This is a genomic window from Limnothrix redekei LRLZ20PSL1, from assembly GCF_043235035.1.
GTDB lineage: Bacteria > Cyanobacteriota > Cyanobacteriia > CACIAM-69d > CACIAM-69d > CACIAM-69d.
Genome location: NZ_JAZAQF010000078.1, coordinates 110,981 through 127,389, shown reverse-complemented (window position 1 = coordinate 127,389; position 16,409 = coordinate 110,981). Strand labels below are relative to the sequence as shown.

Annotated in this window: 16 protein-coding genes; 11 read left to right on the top strand and 5 right to left on the bottom strand. The window is 54.5% G+C overall.

Features of this window, described 5'->3' with window-relative positions:
* Positions 1-82: 82 nt before the first annotated feature.
* From VPK24_RS13275 to VPK24_RS13250, 6 genes are all read left to right on the top strand, one after another.
* Positions 83-1,267: an anhydro-N-acetylmuramic acid kinase gene (locus tag VPK24_RS13275; RefSeq protein WP_393014026.1), complete on the top strand. Its 1,185-nt coding sequence runs from the start codon at positions 83-85 to the stop codon at positions 1,265-1,267.
* Positions 1,268-1,329: 62 nt separating this feature from the next.
* On the top strand, positions 1,330-1,770 hold the full coding sequence (locus VPK24_RS13270) for an HHL1-like protein (RefSeq protein ID WP_099532538.1): 441 nt from the start codon (positions 1,330-1,332) through the stop codon (positions 1,768-1,770).
* An 18-nt stretch (positions 1,771-1,788) separates the two neighbouring features.
* Positions 1,789-1,977: a hypothetical protein gene (locus VPK24_RS13265; protein WP_393014024.1), complete on the top strand. Its 189-nt coding sequence runs from the start codon at positions 1,789-1,791 to the stop codon at positions 1,975-1,977.
* Positions 1,937-2,293: a hypothetical protein gene (locus tag VPK24_RS13260; protein WP_393014023.1), complete on the top strand. Its 357-nt coding sequence runs from the start codon at positions 1,937-1,939 to the stop codon at positions 2,291-2,293. The genes VPK24_RS13265 and VPK24_RS13260 overlap by 41 nt, the downstream gene beginning before the upstream one ends.
* Positions 2,294-2,422: 129 nt before the next feature.
* Complete coding sequence (gene def / locus VPK24_RS13255; RefSeq protein ID WP_393014021.1) at positions 2,423-2,986, top strand: peptide deformylase; 564 nt, start codon at positions 2,423-2,425, stop codon at positions 2,984-2,986.
* A gap of 197 nt (positions 2,987-3,183) precedes the next feature.
* Entirely contained in the window at positions 3,184-3,378 is a 195-nt protein-coding gene (locus VPK24_RS13250; RefSeq protein WP_099532535.1) for a hypothetical protein, read from the top strand.
* Between the two features lie 34 nt (positions 3,379-3,412).
* Here the strand turns inward: VPK24_RS13250 and VPK24_RS13245 are convergent, their stop codons facing one another.
* The gene (locus VPK24_RS13245; protein ID WP_393014018.1) at positions 3,413-4,150 is read right to left on the bottom strand and encodes an HAD family hydrolase; all 738 of its coding nucleotides are present in this window, start codon (positions 4,148-4,150) and stop codon (positions 3,413-3,415) included.
* Positions 4,151-5,338: 1,188 nt separating this feature from the next.
* Between VPK24_RS13245 and VPK24_RS13240 the strand changes: the two genes are divergently transcribed.
* Positions 5,339-5,599: a Mo-dependent nitrogenase C-terminal domain-containing protein gene (locus VPK24_RS13240; protein WP_099532533.1), complete on the top strand. Its 261-nt coding sequence runs from the start codon at positions 5,339-5,341 to the stop codon at positions 5,597-5,599.
* Between the two features lie 57 nt (positions 5,600-5,656).
* Here VPK24_RS13240 and VPK24_RS13235 read toward each other — a convergent pair whose 3' ends face one another.
* The 4 genes from VPK24_RS13235 to glgA form a co-directional block, all read right to left on the bottom strand.
* Complete coding sequence (locus VPK24_RS13235) at positions 5,657-6,358, bottom strand: diacylglycerol/polyprenol kinase family protein (protein WP_190355238.1); 702 nt, start codon at positions 6,356-6,358, stop codon at positions 5,657-5,659.
* A 117-nt stretch (positions 6,359-6,475) separates the two neighbouring features.
* Complete coding sequence (locus VPK24_RS13230) at positions 6,476-7,489, bottom strand: hypothetical protein (RefSeq protein WP_393014016.1); 1,014 nt, start codon at positions 7,487-7,489, stop codon at positions 6,476-6,478.
* Between the two features lie 284 nt (positions 7,490-7,773).
* Complete coding sequence (locus tag VPK24_RS13225) at positions 7,774-8,010, bottom strand: photosystem II protein, Psb35-related (protein WP_393014015.1); 237 nt, start codon at positions 8,008-8,010, stop codon at positions 7,774-7,776.
* 335 nt (positions 8,011-8,345) lie between these two features.
* On the bottom strand, positions 8,346-9,797 hold the full coding sequence (gene glgA, locus VPK24_RS13220; protein ID WP_393014013.1) for a glycogen synthase GlgA: 1,452 nt from the start codon (positions 9,795-9,797) through the stop codon (positions 8,346-8,348).
* 477 nt (positions 9,798-10,274) lie between these two features.
* On the opposite strand from glgA, the gene VPK24_RS13215 reads away from it, so the two are divergent.
* From VPK24_RS13215 to mnmG, 4 genes are all read left to right on the top strand, one after another.
* The gene (locus VPK24_RS13215) at positions 10,275-11,231 is read left to right on the top strand and encodes an RNA polymerase sigma factor, RpoD/SigA family (protein ID WP_393014011.1); all 957 of its coding nucleotides are present in this window, start codon (positions 10,275-10,277) and stop codon (positions 11,229-11,231) included.
* 315 nt (positions 11,232-11,546) lie between these two features.
* Entirely contained in the window at positions 11,547-12,509 is a 963-nt protein-coding gene (locus tag VPK24_RS13210) for a glycosyltransferase family 2 protein (protein ID WP_393014010.1), read from the top strand.
* An 811-nt stretch (positions 12,510-13,320) separates the two neighbouring features.
* Positions 13,321-14,202 carry a CPBP family intramembrane glutamic endopeptidase gene (locus VPK24_RS13205; protein WP_393014008.1) on the top strand — a complete coding sequence of 294 codons (882 nt, stop codon included), beginning with the start codon at positions 13,321-13,323 and terminating at the stop codon, positions 14,200-14,202.
* Positions 14,203-14,376: 174 nt separating this feature from the next.
* Entirely contained in the window at positions 14,377-16,314 is a 1,938-nt protein-coding gene (gene mnmG, locus VPK24_RS13200; RefSeq protein WP_393014006.1) for a tRNA uridine-5-carboxymethylaminomethyl(34) synthesis enzyme MnmG, read from the top strand.
* The last annotated feature ends 95 nt before the right edge of the window (positions 16,315-16,409 follow it).

Sequence of the window (16,409 nt, the reverse complement as noted above, 5' to 3'; positions counted from 1 at the left end):
GAATTAGGAGCTGATGCTTAATTTCGGTTAGATTTGCTTAGATTTAAGGCATAGCTTCAATTTTAAGATCTCCAAAATGGCCATGGGAATGCGAGCGATCGGGTTAATGAGCGGCACCTCCGTTGATGGAATCGATGCGGCATTGGTGGAACTGTCGGGGACGGAAACGGACTTGGAGGTGAAGTTGCTACGTTCCGAAACCTTTGACTATCCAGCGGCCTTGCGATCGCAAATTTTGGCGGTTTGTGCCGGTGAATCCCTGTCCATGGCGGCCATGGCCCAGTTGGACGACGCGATCGCCCGGGAATTTGCGGCGGCCGCCAAAACGATCCAAACAGCCCAACCGGATTCACAACCCATTCGTTTCATTGGTTCCCACGGACAAACGGTGTTCCATCGCCCACCCCAAGCGGCCGATGAACAACCCTTGGGCTACAGCTTGCAGTTGGGTCGCGGCAGCGCGATCGCCCACTGGAGCGGCATCACCACCATCAGTAACTTCCGGGTGGGTGACTTGGCCATGGGGGGCCAGGGTGCGCCGTTGGTGCCTCGGGTGGATGCCTACCTGTTGGGAGATGAGCAGGAATGTCGTTGTGTGCAAAATATTGGCGGCATTGGCAATGTGACCTATCTCCCGGCTCGGCGGGGGTTTGCCAATTTGACGGCGTGGGAGGGGGCCGTTTGGGGTTGGGACACGGGGCCGGGCAATGTGTTGGTGGATTTGGCGGTACAACATCTAACGGACGGGGCCCAAGCGTTCGATCGCGATGGAGCCTGGGCGGCCCAAGGACAAATTTCAGATCCCTTGGTGACCCAGTGGCTGGCGGATCCCTTCTTTAGTCAGGAGCCGCCCAAGTCCACAGGACGCGAGCACTTTGGCCCGGATTGGTTGGGCCGCAGCCGTCAAGCGGCGATCGCCTTGGGCCTGTCCGATGCCGATTGGTTAGCCAGCCTCACGGAACTGACGGCCCGTTCCATTGCCGACAGTTACCGCAACCACTTGCCCCAACTGCCCGATCGGGTCTTGGTCTGTGGGGGCGGCAGTCGCAACCGCACCCTCTGGGCCCGTTTGCAACAGCATTTGGGATCAATCCCGCTGGAAACCACGGATCAATGGGGACTCTGTGCCAGCAGCAAGGAGGCGATCGCCTTTGCGGTTTTGGGCTACTGGCGACTGCTCGATCGCCCCGGCAACCTGCCCGCCGCCACGGGAGCACGGCAATCCGTACCCCTCGGCGAGGTGTGGCCCGCCCCCAGCGCAGGGTAAACTCGATGGCAGGTTCGTAACAAAACATTTCAAATCTGAGTTTTCCCCTGGAGGCCCCACCCTTGGCAACCCCCACCGGATTCGGCAAGCCCAAAGCCCAACCCAAAGCAAAATCGAACGATCGCCGCGCCGCCGCCGCCAGTCAGCTTGATGAGATGCGATCGAAGGGAATGCCGGAATTTGAAGTTTACGTGCGGGTCAAAGACCAGAAACCCTGGTACCCGGTTGGGGCCTTGGCGGTGAACCGCAGTAATCAAATTAACCAGGCCATCTTTGCCAATGAAAATGACCTGCGCCAAGGGGCGTTCCGTCTTTTTCCGCGTCTGAAAAAACAGCAGGGAAATTTGGAATATGGCTATCGGATTAAGGCCTACAAGGACGATCCGATTACCCTTGCGGTTCAACCCACATCGGTTTTGCCTGGGCCACTCCAAGGGGCGATCGACCAAGTGCGGGAAGGTCTGGGCAGTTTGGTCAGTCGGTTCACGGCCCGCCGCTCCTAGATCCTCATTTCCTAGCCTATGGCACAGGTTCAAACCGGCCTCACGACCTGGGGCGATCGGGCAGTGACCACCACTGGGATCGCCCCCAGGATCGACCATCAACGCAATTTGGCTAAGATGGTGGCCTACAGAAGCATTGGACTCTTTCACCAGGAGAGCGATCGGCATGGCCCAACCCGTTCCGCCCGTCATTTTGGCCCCCGTTGAAGATTTAGACCGCGAACGCCAATGGCTGGAGCAGTCCCTCGCAAACCTCCTCGACTCGGAATATATTCCCGAGGCCGTGAACAGCCAAATTGCCCGCGTAGCCGCCAATGCCTATATCCGTCAACGCATGGAAGGCGAGGATGATATTGATGGCATTGCGATCGCGATTTTGACGGAAATGCAGGGGTTTGACTTCTCCAGAAGCTTTTTCAGTGAATTTGCGATCGCCAATGCGGTGAGTGAGCTACTGCTCGATCGGATGGGCATTGAACCCTGTTGTGGTCGCGGCCGCTTTGATCCGCCGGCCGCCGCTTAGGTGGCTGCTTGGGTATGGATCAGGTGCTATTGCGATCCAGCCGCAACCCTGAGCACCAGCCCACGGAAACATCCAATCTTTCGATAGGATGGGAAGGCAAAAAGGTAACCGCCAAAGACCGCCCCACCCATGACCGCGAAAGTATTGGTTGAGAAGAAAAAGCTAAAGAATCCGCCCCTTGAAATCCACACCCTGGGCGATCGGGTGCTGCGTCGTCCGGCCAAGCGCGTGGCCAAAGTGGATGCTGAAGTGCGCAAAATCGCTGAAGACATGCTGAAAACCATGTACAGCGCTGATGGCATTGGCCTTGCGGCTCCCCAAGTGGCGATCGACAAGCAAATTATTGTGATTGACATCGAGCCAGACAAGGCCGATGTGGAACCCCTAATTTTGATCAACCCCGTGGTGAAGTCCGCAGGCGGCCCCCTGGAATGCGACCAAGAAGGTTGCCTCAGCATCCCGGGAGTCTATTTGGATGTGGAACGCCCCACCCAAATTGAAGTGGCCTACAAAGACGAAACGGGCCGCCCGCGCACCCTCAAGGCCGATGGACTTTTGGCCCGCGCCATTCAGCACGAAATGGATCATCTGAATGGGGTGATGTTTGTCGATCGGGTCGAAAACGAGCTGGCCTTGACCACAGCCCTCAAGGAAAAAGGCTTTGCCTATGGCGATGTGCGTCCTGTTCGCTAATGCGGAGGAGCCGCGCCAACTGATTTCACACCGTGGTCTAGTCGAGCAACTTCAGTTGCTGAGCTAGGGCCAGAATCCCCCCATGCCTTCAGGCTGGAGGGGGTATTGGCAAGGCGATTTCAAGAAAGCGATTTCGAGCCAATTCAGGCTAATTCAGTCCAAAATTTTCAGCAAAGATTCGGAGCAAATCAAAACCCATGCTGACTCCTAAGAGTGGCTTATTTTTGGCGATCGCCTGCGTTGCCGCGATCGCAGCGGTGGGCTGTGTGTTTGAACTCACGTCTGGCGAACCGGAGTTAGGAACCGTCACCACAGGAACCATTCTGGGTCTGAGCATCCCTGTCACGATCGCCAGTTTCTTTGGGGCCATCAAAAACGCCCAGCAGGATTAGGGCTAGCCCGTCCAATCGCCCGCAACCCTAGCCCCTAAGAGCCAGTTCTCGGCAGGCTGCCTTCGCGCGGGAGCGTTGTTTTGGTGGCTCGGTTCGTTTTTGCAATGATGTAGTCGATCGCTCCGGCCAAGTTTGGGGCGATCGCGTCGGGTTCATACCCTTCCAGGCGATCCCGATCGCGGATCCCGCTGAGCACACCCACGATCGGGATTTGAGCCGATCGAGCCGCTGCAATATCCGCCTCCGTATCTCCCACCATCCAGGTCAGGGCTGCGGGCGGCAACTCGCCCATGGCCTTGGCCATGAGTTTGGGCTTGTCTTCCACGTCGCGGGTTTTCACATAATCATTCGGTAGGCAATAGCGGCGATCGGGTGTGAAGAACCGAGCCAAGCCACACCGCTCCAGCGCTTCATCCAATTCTCGCACCCGGCGCATCGTCATTACCACCAGTTCCCAGCCCATGCCTTGGGCCCGCTCCAGCGCTTGGATTGCACCGGGAACCGGTTGATCCAGCGGCATATATTCCATACGGTGAACCGTGTCCCGCCGCAGTTGGGCAAATTGATCCGCTTGGGTTCCATCCAAGCCCGATCGCACACCAATTTCAGCCTCTTTGACTTGGGCCCGTTTCAGGTTCCAAAATTCCTGCTTGGACAAACGGTGGATTTCCTGACCCGATCGAGCAATTTCCCGCAAACAGTATTGATAGACCTGGTAATACCGTTCTGAAACATCCGCGATCGGGCCGTCGAAATCCGTAATCAGTCTCATATGCCACTAGTGACCTGATGATGGACAAGCAAATTTCGCAATCAATTTGCAAACTGATTGCCTTGGCTCGTCCTTAGGTTTGTTAAGAGTTGTAATGAAATCTATCTAATGACAATTCACCCCGTTCGTCAATTGAAAGGGTCGTTATGATCACCGATCGTTCATCGAAATATTCAATGGCTTGATCCAAGATTGCTTATTTTCATTCTCAATAACCCTAATTTTTAAGCAGTTCCCGACAGAATTTCTGCATCATAGGCTGGCTTCGATTCCCGATTGCCACTGCCGATCATCGCGACAATCACTTGCAGCCATCCCCGATTGCTCGAACACAGCAGCACGATTCACAACGGTCACTGATGCTCAAAATCCACGATGATCATTCATCACTAAAATTCATATCGAGTTCGAGTTATTAAAAACGGTTCAAAATTTGGCATAAATTAGCACTCAATGAAATGGCAATTTGGCAGTAACTCCCCCAGAGTCTGGCGCTGATTTGCCCAAATGCACCTGCGGAGCCAGCCCTAAACGGCCAAATATTGCGCGTTTGGCCATGATCGATCGGGGGGATGCTCCTCCGACGTGATCCCCTGAATTTGAGGCTCAGCCCCGATCGGGCGGCCGATGGTCGTTTGAGTCATGGACGGGACTGTTACGAAACATTTCAGAAATAATGCTAATATGAAGTTGCCCTTAACAATTTCCAGGGCACCCCTCCAAAAGTCACGCTTTTAGACCCCCACTTCACCAAGTCTTTACGCAAAAACGGCAAATTTTATACGTTTCTTTAACTGGGTCTGGCTTAGACTTTTTAAGCTGAAATCGAGGCAAGGGGAGTGTATCTTGCAATGAGCCTTGAAGTATGGCCTGCTCTCACGTCAAATCTCGATCGCACGAAGCGAAATTACCCCAAAGCCTCATCGGTTTTCGCAACAAATCGGTTGCTTTTGTGCCCAGCCAAACAGGATCTTGGTTTGCAGCTTGTCCGCTGTACCTGTTGAGGCATCACCTGAGCCTCTGAAGCTGAGTCTCTGAAGCATTGCTCAACCTGACTTGAACGGCTTTTCCAAAACGGCTACCCCCATTCGTCAATTTTGGTCGGTGGCTACAGCACCCAAATTCGGTGTGCCCCCTCTGCAATCACGACGCTTCAGCGTCATTTGTTAGCTTTCTTCAACTTTCCAGATGTTCCAACTTCTCCAATTCCTTCGTGACAGCATCGATCGCATTGAAATCCGCGATCGGGAAATGGCTCTTTTGATCTATCGCCTCATCCCCAGCCAATGCCCCTTCGCTCGGGACGTGAAGTTGTTTGGGCGCTTGTTGTTTCGGATTCCGCCCCTATGCAAGCTGAATCCGCTCTATGAACAGTTGATGGGGCTGCGATTCCGCGCCACTTGCTATTTGGTTGACCAATGCGGCATGGATCTGCTGGCTTTGGGTTAACCAACGCTGGGCTAATCAACGGTTCACCAACTAACCAGCGCACCAACTAGCCAACAATCAAAGCCATAGCCGATCGCCCAACAGGGCAATCACGCTGCTCGCAATGGGCACGGTGAGGTTGTCGATTCCCCACTTGGAGAAGGCTTCCAACCCCGTTGCCAACCCGGCAATTCCCAGGGCGATCGCCCCAGCCGGCCAACTGAACCCTTGGGTGCTAAACAAAATACTGGCGGCCACCAGAAAACTAACGATGGCCATGGTGGCGCTGCCTTCCCAACTTTTGGTGATGCCGCCTAATTGATATGGATGGCGGCCAAACCGCTGCCCCACCAAGGCCGCCAACCCATCGCCCCAGGCCATGACCAAAATGCCCAGCGCTGCGTATTGGGGGCGATCGGCCGGCCAGCAAAGGGCAATGACAAGACCAATGCTGATGGCATAAAACAGCGTGCCCAAACTCCGGCGACCCACGCCGTTCACGCTGGGGAGTAGGGGCAGGTGATAGGACAGCCAAGCCCCCAAGGCGGCCAACAGAGAAGCCGTGATCCCCACCCAGGCAGGAATTTGTAACCACCAGGCCAAGAGCAACACATGGCCGGTGCTGATATGTACCACTTTGCGCCCCACTTCGGGCCCCGCAACCTGGCGGCGATAGAGCCATTCGGCGGTGAAGATAGTGGCTCCCAACCAAGCGGCTACTAGGGCGATCGACCCCAGCAAGGACGGTGTGAGGTTGAGGTGAGGATCAAGAAAAGACATGGGAGTTGCAACACAGCCGAACCCGATCCACTCTAGCCTGGATTGCGGCGCTCCCGATTTCCCCGGCTGGGGGCTGAGGATTGACCGACCGCGTGGTCAGCTTCGCTCGCCACTCAGTTAGCGGCGACGGCCACTGCTGCCAAAACCACTGCGCCGACTGGAAGATCCTGAGCTACGCGATCGCTCCCGCGCGGAAGAACCGGACGATCGAAAGGTGCTGCTGCCAAAGCCGGCCCCGGTCGATCGGCTGCGATCGCGGCTGGGGGAACGAGTGGCGCTGGACGGCGTGGCGGTTGTGGTGGAGTCAGGGGTTGTGCTGGGCGTTGCGGCCGGAGATGAACCACTGGTGTTGGAACCAAAGCCACTCGATCGGGAAGTGGGACTGGGGCTAGGGCTGCGGGTGGGGCTGTTTGCTGGCGAAGGTCGCAAATTTTGGGTGGTGCGGAAGTTGCGATTTTGCACGGGCGCTGGGGGAGCGTTGTAGCGCTGTTGGTATTGCCCGGCGGCCTGTTCATAGGTTCCGCCATAGCCCCCAAATCCCGTCAGCACCGATCCCGATCGATAGGGCGGTGGCACGTAGTAGTAGGGCTGATGAAAATCGAGGTCAATTTCCAACTCCCCACCGTGCTGCATCGGTTGCCAGTAGGTGGGTTGCACTCCCGCCTGTTGCACTTGGGTCGGTTCACCGCTCAACATTTCAATCTTGAAAGTCGGCAGCAGATGCAGCACCGGAGGACTCGTGGGACTGCTGACGGCCAGATAGCTGGTTTTGCCCGCTTTGGCTTCAGCTTCCGGAATCTGAGCCATTTGCAAGTTGCTGACCCGATAGGGACTCATGCCCGGCGGCGCATTCAACAACATGAGGGTATATTCCCCAGTGCTGTTGTTGTAGCTGGCCTGCTGCACGGGATAGTTACCCGCCACCGCGGGCGCAGCGGCCCTTTGGTTGACGATGCCATTGTTCGTCGGATTGTTGGCATTGTTGGCATTGTTGGCGGAACCACCGCAGGCCGCCAAACCACCCCCCAGGGCGATCGCCAAAGCTAGCACAGTGAAACGACGGAGGGCCACCGATCGCGATCGAGACCAAGCGGGAGCCAAAGAGTCTGCCAACAACCAATGAGAAACCATAGCAGCCACATCAATCAACCATCACGACTCTACAAAACTTTCGGGATGGCTAGCAATGGCGGAAATTAGTGATGACCGATGATCGGCTATTGCGGCAAGATGAGTCCTGATCGCCCCATCGCCCGATCGCTTCCCGATCAGCCAAGGATTAAAAACAGCAAAACAGCAAAACGACGGCTCAGCACAAAGACTGAAGCCGTCGAGAGAGGAGAAAAAAAATGAGACGATTAACGCGGCTGAAATTCAGCTAAAGGCTTTTGAAGCTTGCAGTTCAAAACCTGCCCCTACTGTTGGGTCACCTGCTTGCTGGTATACGCATCCATGGCGTAGGCATAGGCGGGGCGGCGCTTGCCATAATCGATCGAGGAACCCGTGATCGCTTGGGCCAGGGTTTCAAATTTTTGAGAATTCCAGTTGCGCGAGTGGATCGGTTTGGTCTGCTCGCCCAGGAAGTAGGCTTGGGTTCCGAGGACGACGGCTGCAACCCAGCCGATCGCAAATAGTGCGATGAGTAAAACCATGACAACCTCTCGGGGTGATCGCAACGCTTTGTTGCTTTATGTAAATAAATGTAACAACATGTTTACGATCTGTCAAGCGAATCCTTCGGTACGGTTTTCCCCGAATTGCCTCACCGTTCCCAAAGTCAGCTAATCCCGCTCATTCAAGGATTTTCGGTTACGGCAATGGCCGAGTTTGATCCCTTCAGAGTCCGGTTTTTCACGCCAAACCACCCAATGCAGCCCATCAAAAAGCGACCGGCCATGACCGATCGCTGAGGAAAAAAAGCCCAAATTCTGAGAATCCGGCTCCAATTGTTAAAGAACGTTGCAAGCCTGGGAAGCGGAATCAGACCCTAGGACAAGGCCGCCTCTAGGCGATCGTGGGCGGCCGGTTCCGCCACGGGCGTTAGAATCCCCAGTTCCGATTCTGGGATTCCCAGCAGGTTGCCGTAAAGCTTCACGTATTCGATCGCAGATTTTTCCCAACTGAAATCTTGGCCCATGGCCCGCTGCTGCAACTTGAGCCATTCCGCCTTGAACCGGAAGGCTTCCGAAGCCCGCACCATGCAGGTGAACAGATCCAGCGGTTCATAGCGATCGAAACAATAGCCCGTGCCCACTTGGCCCACGGGATCGTTATGTTGCACCGTATCCACCAGGCCACCTGTCCGCCGAACGATCGGGATGCAACCATAGCGCATGGCCAGCATTTGGCTGATTCCGCAAGGTTCAAACCGCGACGGCATCAGGAACGCATCGCACCCGGCATAAATCCGACGGGAGAGGGCATCGTTATACAGCAAAAAGACTGAAACGCGGCCAGGATGGCGGGCCGCCAGTTCCCACATTTGGGTTTCATAGTAGCGATCGCCCGTTCCCAGCAGCACAAACTGCGAATCGGTGTAGGCCAGGAAGCGATCGATCGTTTGCATGATCAGATCCACCCCTTTTTGTTCCACCAACCGCGACACCATCCCCACCAGGAACGTATTGGCATTGATCTCCAAGCCCATCTCCTCTTGCAGGGCCACCTTGTTTAACCGGCGATTCTCGATCGTCTCGGCCGTGAACGGTTTGACCAAAGCGCGATCGGTGGCTGGGTCGTAAACCTCCGTGTCAATCCCATTCACAATTCCCGACAGCTTGCCGCCAATCCAAGACATTAACCCCTCCAACTGCTCGCCATAGGTGGGGGTTTGGATTTGGTGGGCATAGGTGGGCGACACTGTGGTGACCCGATCGGCATATTGCACCGCCGCCGCCAAGGTGTTGTGGCCCTGCATATACCAAGGACACCAAGTCATTTGCTCTAACTTCCAGCGCCAGGGCCCTTGGTACGCCAGGTTGTGAATCGTAAAGACCGTCGAGATGTCCGGCGATTGGTGCATCCAAACCGGAATCATACCCGTGTGCCAATCGTGGCAGTGAATAATCTGGGGTTTCCAATAGTTCCAGGCAAATTCCGAGGCGGCATTGGCAAACAAGGTAAACCGCCAATCTTCGTCATCCCCAGAGTAGATACGCCGCGGCCAAAACGCCGGATGCCCCATTAGGTATAGGGGAACATCAGTTCCCGGCAAGGTTGTTTCATAGACGGCAAACCGCTGAAACATGGCATCGCCCCACCAAATCGGCTCCTTGGGCGCGTCCACTAACTTGTCAGCGATGAAGCCATAAAACGGCATAAAGATCCGCACATCGTGGCCCATGGCCCGCAACACTTTGGGCAACGAGCCAACCACATCGCCCATGCCACCCACCTTGGCCAGGGGAGCTACTTCAGCGGAAACAAACAGGATTCTCATGGGGCGATCGCTTCTATATAGAGATCAGATGCTATGCAGGGCTGTAACTGTTTTACCAGCCGTTCGGTGTTTTGGGAGTGCTTATTGCTGCCGATCCCCACCGATCCCCTGAAGCCGATCGACCCATGGGCCCTCATCGGACAGTCACGAATTTTGCAAACCGGATTTTGTGCGCCCATTCATCTTGCTTATTGCGAAAATCAGCACATTTTTGCCCGATCTCAGCCGCTGGTTTCCCCGATCGCTCTGGTTTTGTCAAACCCTGGCCAGCCTCGCAATGACGGGCAATTCAGGATTTTGTGATTCAAGATGCAGACCACCTCGCCAAAGATGGGTATCCTAAAATTAGAGAACGCAATGATTTCGAGTTTTGATATTTCTTTACCAACTTGCCGTCAAAGCTGCAAAACGGCTTCAAAATTCGTTACTATAGAGTTTCCTCAGTTGCCCAGCGGTCGTTCGCGGAGCCGAACTGCCATGAAAAAAGACCCCACAGCTACGGATCTCGTTCGCGCCTATCTTCGTGAAATTGGTCGCGTTCCCCTGCTCACCCACGAGCAAGAAATCGTCTTGGGCAAGCAGGTACAACGCCTCAACGTTCTGCAAGAGGAAAAGGACAAGCTGACCATGCGCCTGGGCTATGAACCCGGCCTGGCGGAATGGGCAGCGGCCACCGGTTTGAGCCTAGATGAGCTGAAAGCCGCCATTCGCGAGGGCGATCGCGCCAAACGCAAGATGGTGGAAGCAAACCTGCGTCTCGTGGTGTCCGTTGCCAAGAAATACATCAAGCGAAATGTGGACCTTCTGGATCTGATCCAAGAGGGCACGATCGGGATGCAGCGCGGCGTTGAGAAGTTTGACCCCACCAAGGGCTATCGGTTCAGTACCTATGCCTATTGGTGGATCCGTCAGGCCATCACTCGGGCGATCGCGGAAAAGGGGCGCACTATCCGTCTCCCAATCCACATCACCGAGAAACTGAACAAAATCAAAAAAGCCCAGCGCACCCTGTCGCAACAACTGGGTCGCAGCGCCACCATTGCCGAGTTGGGCGACGAAATTGGCCTCTCTCCCAAGCAAATTCGGGATTACCTGGAACGGGCCCGCCAGCCCCTGTCGTTGGATTTGCGAGTGGGCGACAACCAAGACACAGAACTCGGCGAGCTGCTCGAAGACGAAGGGCCCTCCCCGGAGGAATTTGCCACCCAGTCTTCCCTGCGCGGCGACATTGAAACCATCATGGCCGACTTGACCCCCCAACAGCGGGAAGTGCTTTCCCTGCGCTTTGGGTTAAGTGACGGTCAGGCACTCACGTTGGCCAAAATTGGCGATCGCTTGCAAATTAGCCGTGAGCGTGTCCGTCAAATTGAACGCGAGGCCCTCACCAAGCTCCGTAAGCATAAGGCGGACATCCGTGAATACCTTGCCAGTTAAGGGCTTGATGTTCACCTGTTGCTGGACTTGAGTTCGCTTCTTAATCGACCATTTATATTACTATAGTACGCTGGGTTAGGTTGATCCGGCGTATTTTTTGGCCTTATAGGGAACGGGACGATCGACTCCCTCGGGGTTTCTTAGCGTGAAGCAAAATCCGAAGGAAATATTAAATCTACATGAGTTTCATCCAGGTTAAATCGTCATTATGAAGTGTTGATGAAGAGACTAGGCGAAAAAGGTCTCAAAATCTATGATTGGGATCAAGTGGTACTTAACCAAATGTTTTTCTACGTCTTCATTTGGTGACTCTTCATGAAATTCTCAGTTGTTATCCCCTGCTATAACGCCGAACAATGGATCAATCAGGCTTTGCAAAGCATTGCCGAACAAACCATTCCAGCTAGCGAAGTCATTGTGGTTGATGATGGTTCTACCGATCGCTCGATCGAGTGCCTTCGTCGCAGCCCAGTGCCAACCAAGATTTTGCACACACCCAACCTGGGCCCCGGAGGAGCCAGAAATGCAGGAATTGCTGCCGCTACTGGTGATTGGGTTGCTTTTTTAGATGCCGATGATTGGTGGAAACCAAACCACTTGGAGCGCATTCAAGACTTAGTGGGTCGTTCGAACGATGTGCTTTATTTGGCTGCCGCTGAGCACTATTCCATCAGTGCCGATCGAGTGGTGTCTATGTCCGATACGGGCCCATTTTCAGAGCCAACGGGGCAACTAGATCACGCCACTTATTTCCGGCTTTATCGCAAGCATGGCATCTTAGAACTGTCGAGTTTGGCCGCTCGTCGATCGCACTTGCAAGCCGTTGGTGGGTTTGATGAAAAAGCGTCCGGCGCAGAAGACTTAGAACTAGTTTTGCGGGTCATTCATGGCCAAACTTGGGCTTACGATCCTGTGCCTTCCAGCCTGTATCGATGCAGCAATCCTGCCAGCTACTCCCGCACTGCCCATGCCAACGAACAGCGCTTAACTGCCAAGTTTCGAGTCTTTTTGAAACACCGCGACCACTATCAAATCAGTCAATCAATCTTCATGGAGCTAGGCAAAACCATGATGAGCAAGGCAATTATGAGCGGTGATTGGCGAATGCAACAGCGGGTTAAAGAGTTGGTTTATTACTACCTGTCAACTCCCCAAAAAGCCGTTTTCTCGATCGCTGGACAGTTGCCCACCTTCTATAGCCTATTGAATCAACTGCGCAATCAACTGAAAGGAGAGCAGTACCGACCTCGCAAGGTGTTGAACCCGGTCAGTGCTTAATCTCTTCAACGTTGCTGCCTAGGCTTTCATACCATTGCATTGTTCTTGATTGGGGTCACTCCATTTCAACCCCAATCTCAGAGCCTGCTAAAAGCGGTTCACAGCTAGCTGTCAATCGAGTTCTGTACTTTCATCTTTAATAGAACTGGAGCATTCAATTTGTTCTGGTTCTATTTTATTTTGTCTTGCATTTTTCAACTTTTTCTATATTTCTGACTGATTTCTATATTTTGAAGATGAATAGTAGCTCTGTTGAATTTGACTTTCTGGCAATCCAGATGACCATGCTACAGACAGACCACTTAAACATCATCAAATTTTGTTCAATCAGTTTGGATCACAAATAAACTGCCTAATTTTACTGATTAGCGGCGTGAGAAATTGAGCAAATTGTCGCATAATCGATCTCCGTCAAATCCGGTGAGGTCGTCTTGGCCTCGTTTTGGCTGGCAGGAGGTCTGAAAAACCAAAACTGCTACCCTGTGGATCTCCTCGATCGACGCAGACTCGGGGCTGAAACTCCCTGAACCCGGGACTCCTGGCGCTTTGCAAGTCCCCCAGGTAACTTCTCAGGCATCTTCTTCAGGTCTAAATTGACCTGTTGATGAACCCTGAGTTAACCCTGATTTGGCTCTCAGTTAGTTCTGAGTTAGTTCTGAGTTAGTTCTGAGTTAGTTCTGAGTTAGTTCTGAGTTAGTTCTAAACTGACCCATTGGAACCGCAGCCCTCAGCTTTAGCCACCCGCACCAGCCTGAGTGCGCCGTGCCGTTGACTGCGTTAGTCCTGCCACGACGGAGAAACTGTAGCGCTCATGTTCGATCGCCTCTTGGCCCAAGCTCCCAAACTCGCGGCCTATCCCCTGCCCTTGCGGATTGCCAGCTTCATCGGTGTGTTGTTGGTGTTGTGGTTGCCGGTGGCGGCCCTCACCTGCTGGCCCCTGGTGCTGTCCCTGGGTTGGAGCCACAACTTCACCAACCTGATGGCGGTGTTGACCTTATATTTGGCCATTCTGGCCACCCTGTGGCTGTGGGGGCGACGGGTGCGCGGTCAGCAACGGCCCCTCTCCGCCTATGGTTGGTCTTGGAACCGGGGCATGGTGCAGGATTTGGCGATGGGCGTGGCGATCGCGATCGGGAGTTTTGCCCTGCTCCATGGTCTCTATTACCTGTTGGGTTGGTTTTGGTGGGAAATGCCGCCTAGTCAGTCCTGGTTAACCATTTGGCTGAATGGCATCCTCAACGGCGTGGGGATTGCGTTCCTCGAAGAACTGTTTTTTCGAGGTTGGTTTTTGGCAGAATTTCGCCATTCCATGCCCCGAAAGCAAGCGGCCATTTGGACGAGCGCAATTTTTGCGACCCTGCATTTTTTGAAGCCTTTGGATGCGGTTTTGGCCACTTGGCCCCAATGGCCGGGCCTGTGGCTGTTGGGAATGACCATGGTGCAGGCGCGGGCCTTGGGGCGGGCCCAACCGGGCAGTTTGGGTTGGTCGATCGGGATGCATGGCGGTTGGGTTTGCACCATTACTGTTCTGAGCCTCAGCGGCATGGGACACTACAGCCCGGCCGTGCCTGCTTGGCTCACGGGCATTGGTGGCAACCCATTGGCCAGTGTGTCGGGGTTGGCCTTCATGGCGATCGTGTTTGGGCTGTTGCGCTGGCGATCGCACCGGCAATCCATGCCCCCCATCCACTAAAAATTGCTTAGAAAATCCGTCGAAAAGTGCCTGGGAATCTAATTGAGATCTAATCAAGATTTGATCACCATCTGATCACCTGAATGATCCTCTGATCAGCCCCATGGCGAATCCAAGACCTCAGCCAAATATGTCAAAATTCCTGTACGCCTTGATTTGCGCCCCAAATTTCCCATGACTGTCGCCGCTCTCGATCGCCCCGTTCAACCCGATTTCCAAGACGACTTCGATGTGATTGTCGTGGGAGCCGGCCATGCGGGCTGCGAGGCGGCCTTGGCGGCGGCCCGGCTCGGTTGCAAAACCCTACTAATCACCCTGAATTTGGACAAAATCGCCTGGCAGCCCTGCAACCCGGCCGTGGGCGGCCCGGCCAAGTCGCAGCTCGTCCACGAAGCCGATGCCCTGGGCGGCGAAATTGGCAAAATCGCCGATCGCACCTATCTACAAAAGCGGGTGTTGAACGCCTCCCGCGGCCCGGCGGTCTGGGCGCTGCGGGCCCAAACGGACAAGCGCGAATACGCCGCCGAGATGAAACAGGTGGTGGAAAACCAGCCCAACTTGATGATCCGAGAGGCCATGGTTACGGATCTGATTTTGGGCAACAACGACGAAATCATCGGCGTGGAAACCTATTTTGGCGTGGCGTTCCGCTGTCGATCGGTGGTGCTGACCACGGGCACGTTCCTGGGTGGGATCATCTGGGTCGGCAACAAGTCGATGCCCGCCGGTCGCGCCGGGGAATTCGCCGCCGTGGGGCTGACGGACACCCTGAAACGGCTGGGCTTCGAGACCGATCGCCTGAAAACCGGCACGCCCGCCCGGGTCGATCGGCGATCGGTGGACTTCAGCAAAATGGAACCCCAACCGCCCGACCCTGATAACCGCTGGTTTAGCTTCGACCCGGCGGCTCACATCGAGCGGGAGCAAATGAATTGCTATTTGACCCGCACCACCGCCGAAACCCATCGCCTAATCCAAGAAAATCTGCATTTGTCACCGGTTTATGGCGGTTGGGTCGATGCCAAGGGGCCGCGCTATTGCCCCAGCATTGAAGACAAAATTGTGCGTTTTGCCGACAAGGAATCGCACCAAATTTTCATTGAACCGGAAGGGCGAGAAATCCCAGAACTCTACATTCAAGGCTTTTCAACGGGCTTGCCGGAACGCTTACAAATTACCATGTTGCGATCGCTGCCGGGGCTGGAAAATTGCACAATGTTGCGCCCGGCCTACGCGGTGGAATATGACTATCTGCCCGCCACCCAGTGCTATCCCACGATGATGGCCAAAACCGTGGAAGGGCTGTTTTGCGCGGGGCAAATTAACGGCACAACGGGTTACGAAGAAGCGGCTGCTCAAGGGTTAATCGCGGGCATCAATGCAGCTCGGTTGGCACAACAAAAACCGCCGATTATTTTGCCGCGCGAAAGCAGCTATATTGGCACGCTGCTTGATGATTTGTGTACGAAGGAATTGCGCGAACCCTATCGAATGCTGACCTCGCGATCAGAATATCGGCTGTTGTTGCGATCGGACAATGCCGATCGCCGATTAACGCCTTTGGGTCGCGAAATTGGCTTGATTGACGATCGTCGCTGGGATCTGTTCCAAACCAAACAGGCGAATATTGCCGCTGAACAGGAACGGCTACAAACCTCGCGAGTCAAGGAAAACGACCCGTCAGCTCCGGCGATCGTTGCGGCAACGGGCGGCCCGATCAAAGGCTCGGTAACTTTGGCGGAACTGCTGAAGCGGCCGGGCTTCCACTACGAACAATTGGCGGAGTTTGGGTTAGGCAATCCCAATCTCGATCGCGCCGAAACCGAAGGGGCAGAAATCGAAATCAAATATTCCGGTTACATCCAACGGCAACAACGACAAATCGAATCGATCGCCCGCCAAGAAAATCGCCGTTTGCCGGAAAATTTGGATTACCAGGCGATCGAAACCCTTTCGAAGGAGTCGCGCGAAAAACTGGCAAAGGTGCGTCCCCTTACGGTGGGTCAAGCCTCCCGAATCGGTGGTGTAAATCCAGCAGATATCAACGCGCTGTTGATCTATTTGGAACTGTGCGATCGACAACCTGCCGTAACAGCTAGTAGGTTGGGTTGAGCCTTGCGAAACCCAACACCAACACTGGCAAATAACTACAAACAATTCCATTCAACCAACTAAAAATCGATTCTGTTCTTTGGTTAATCTTCACC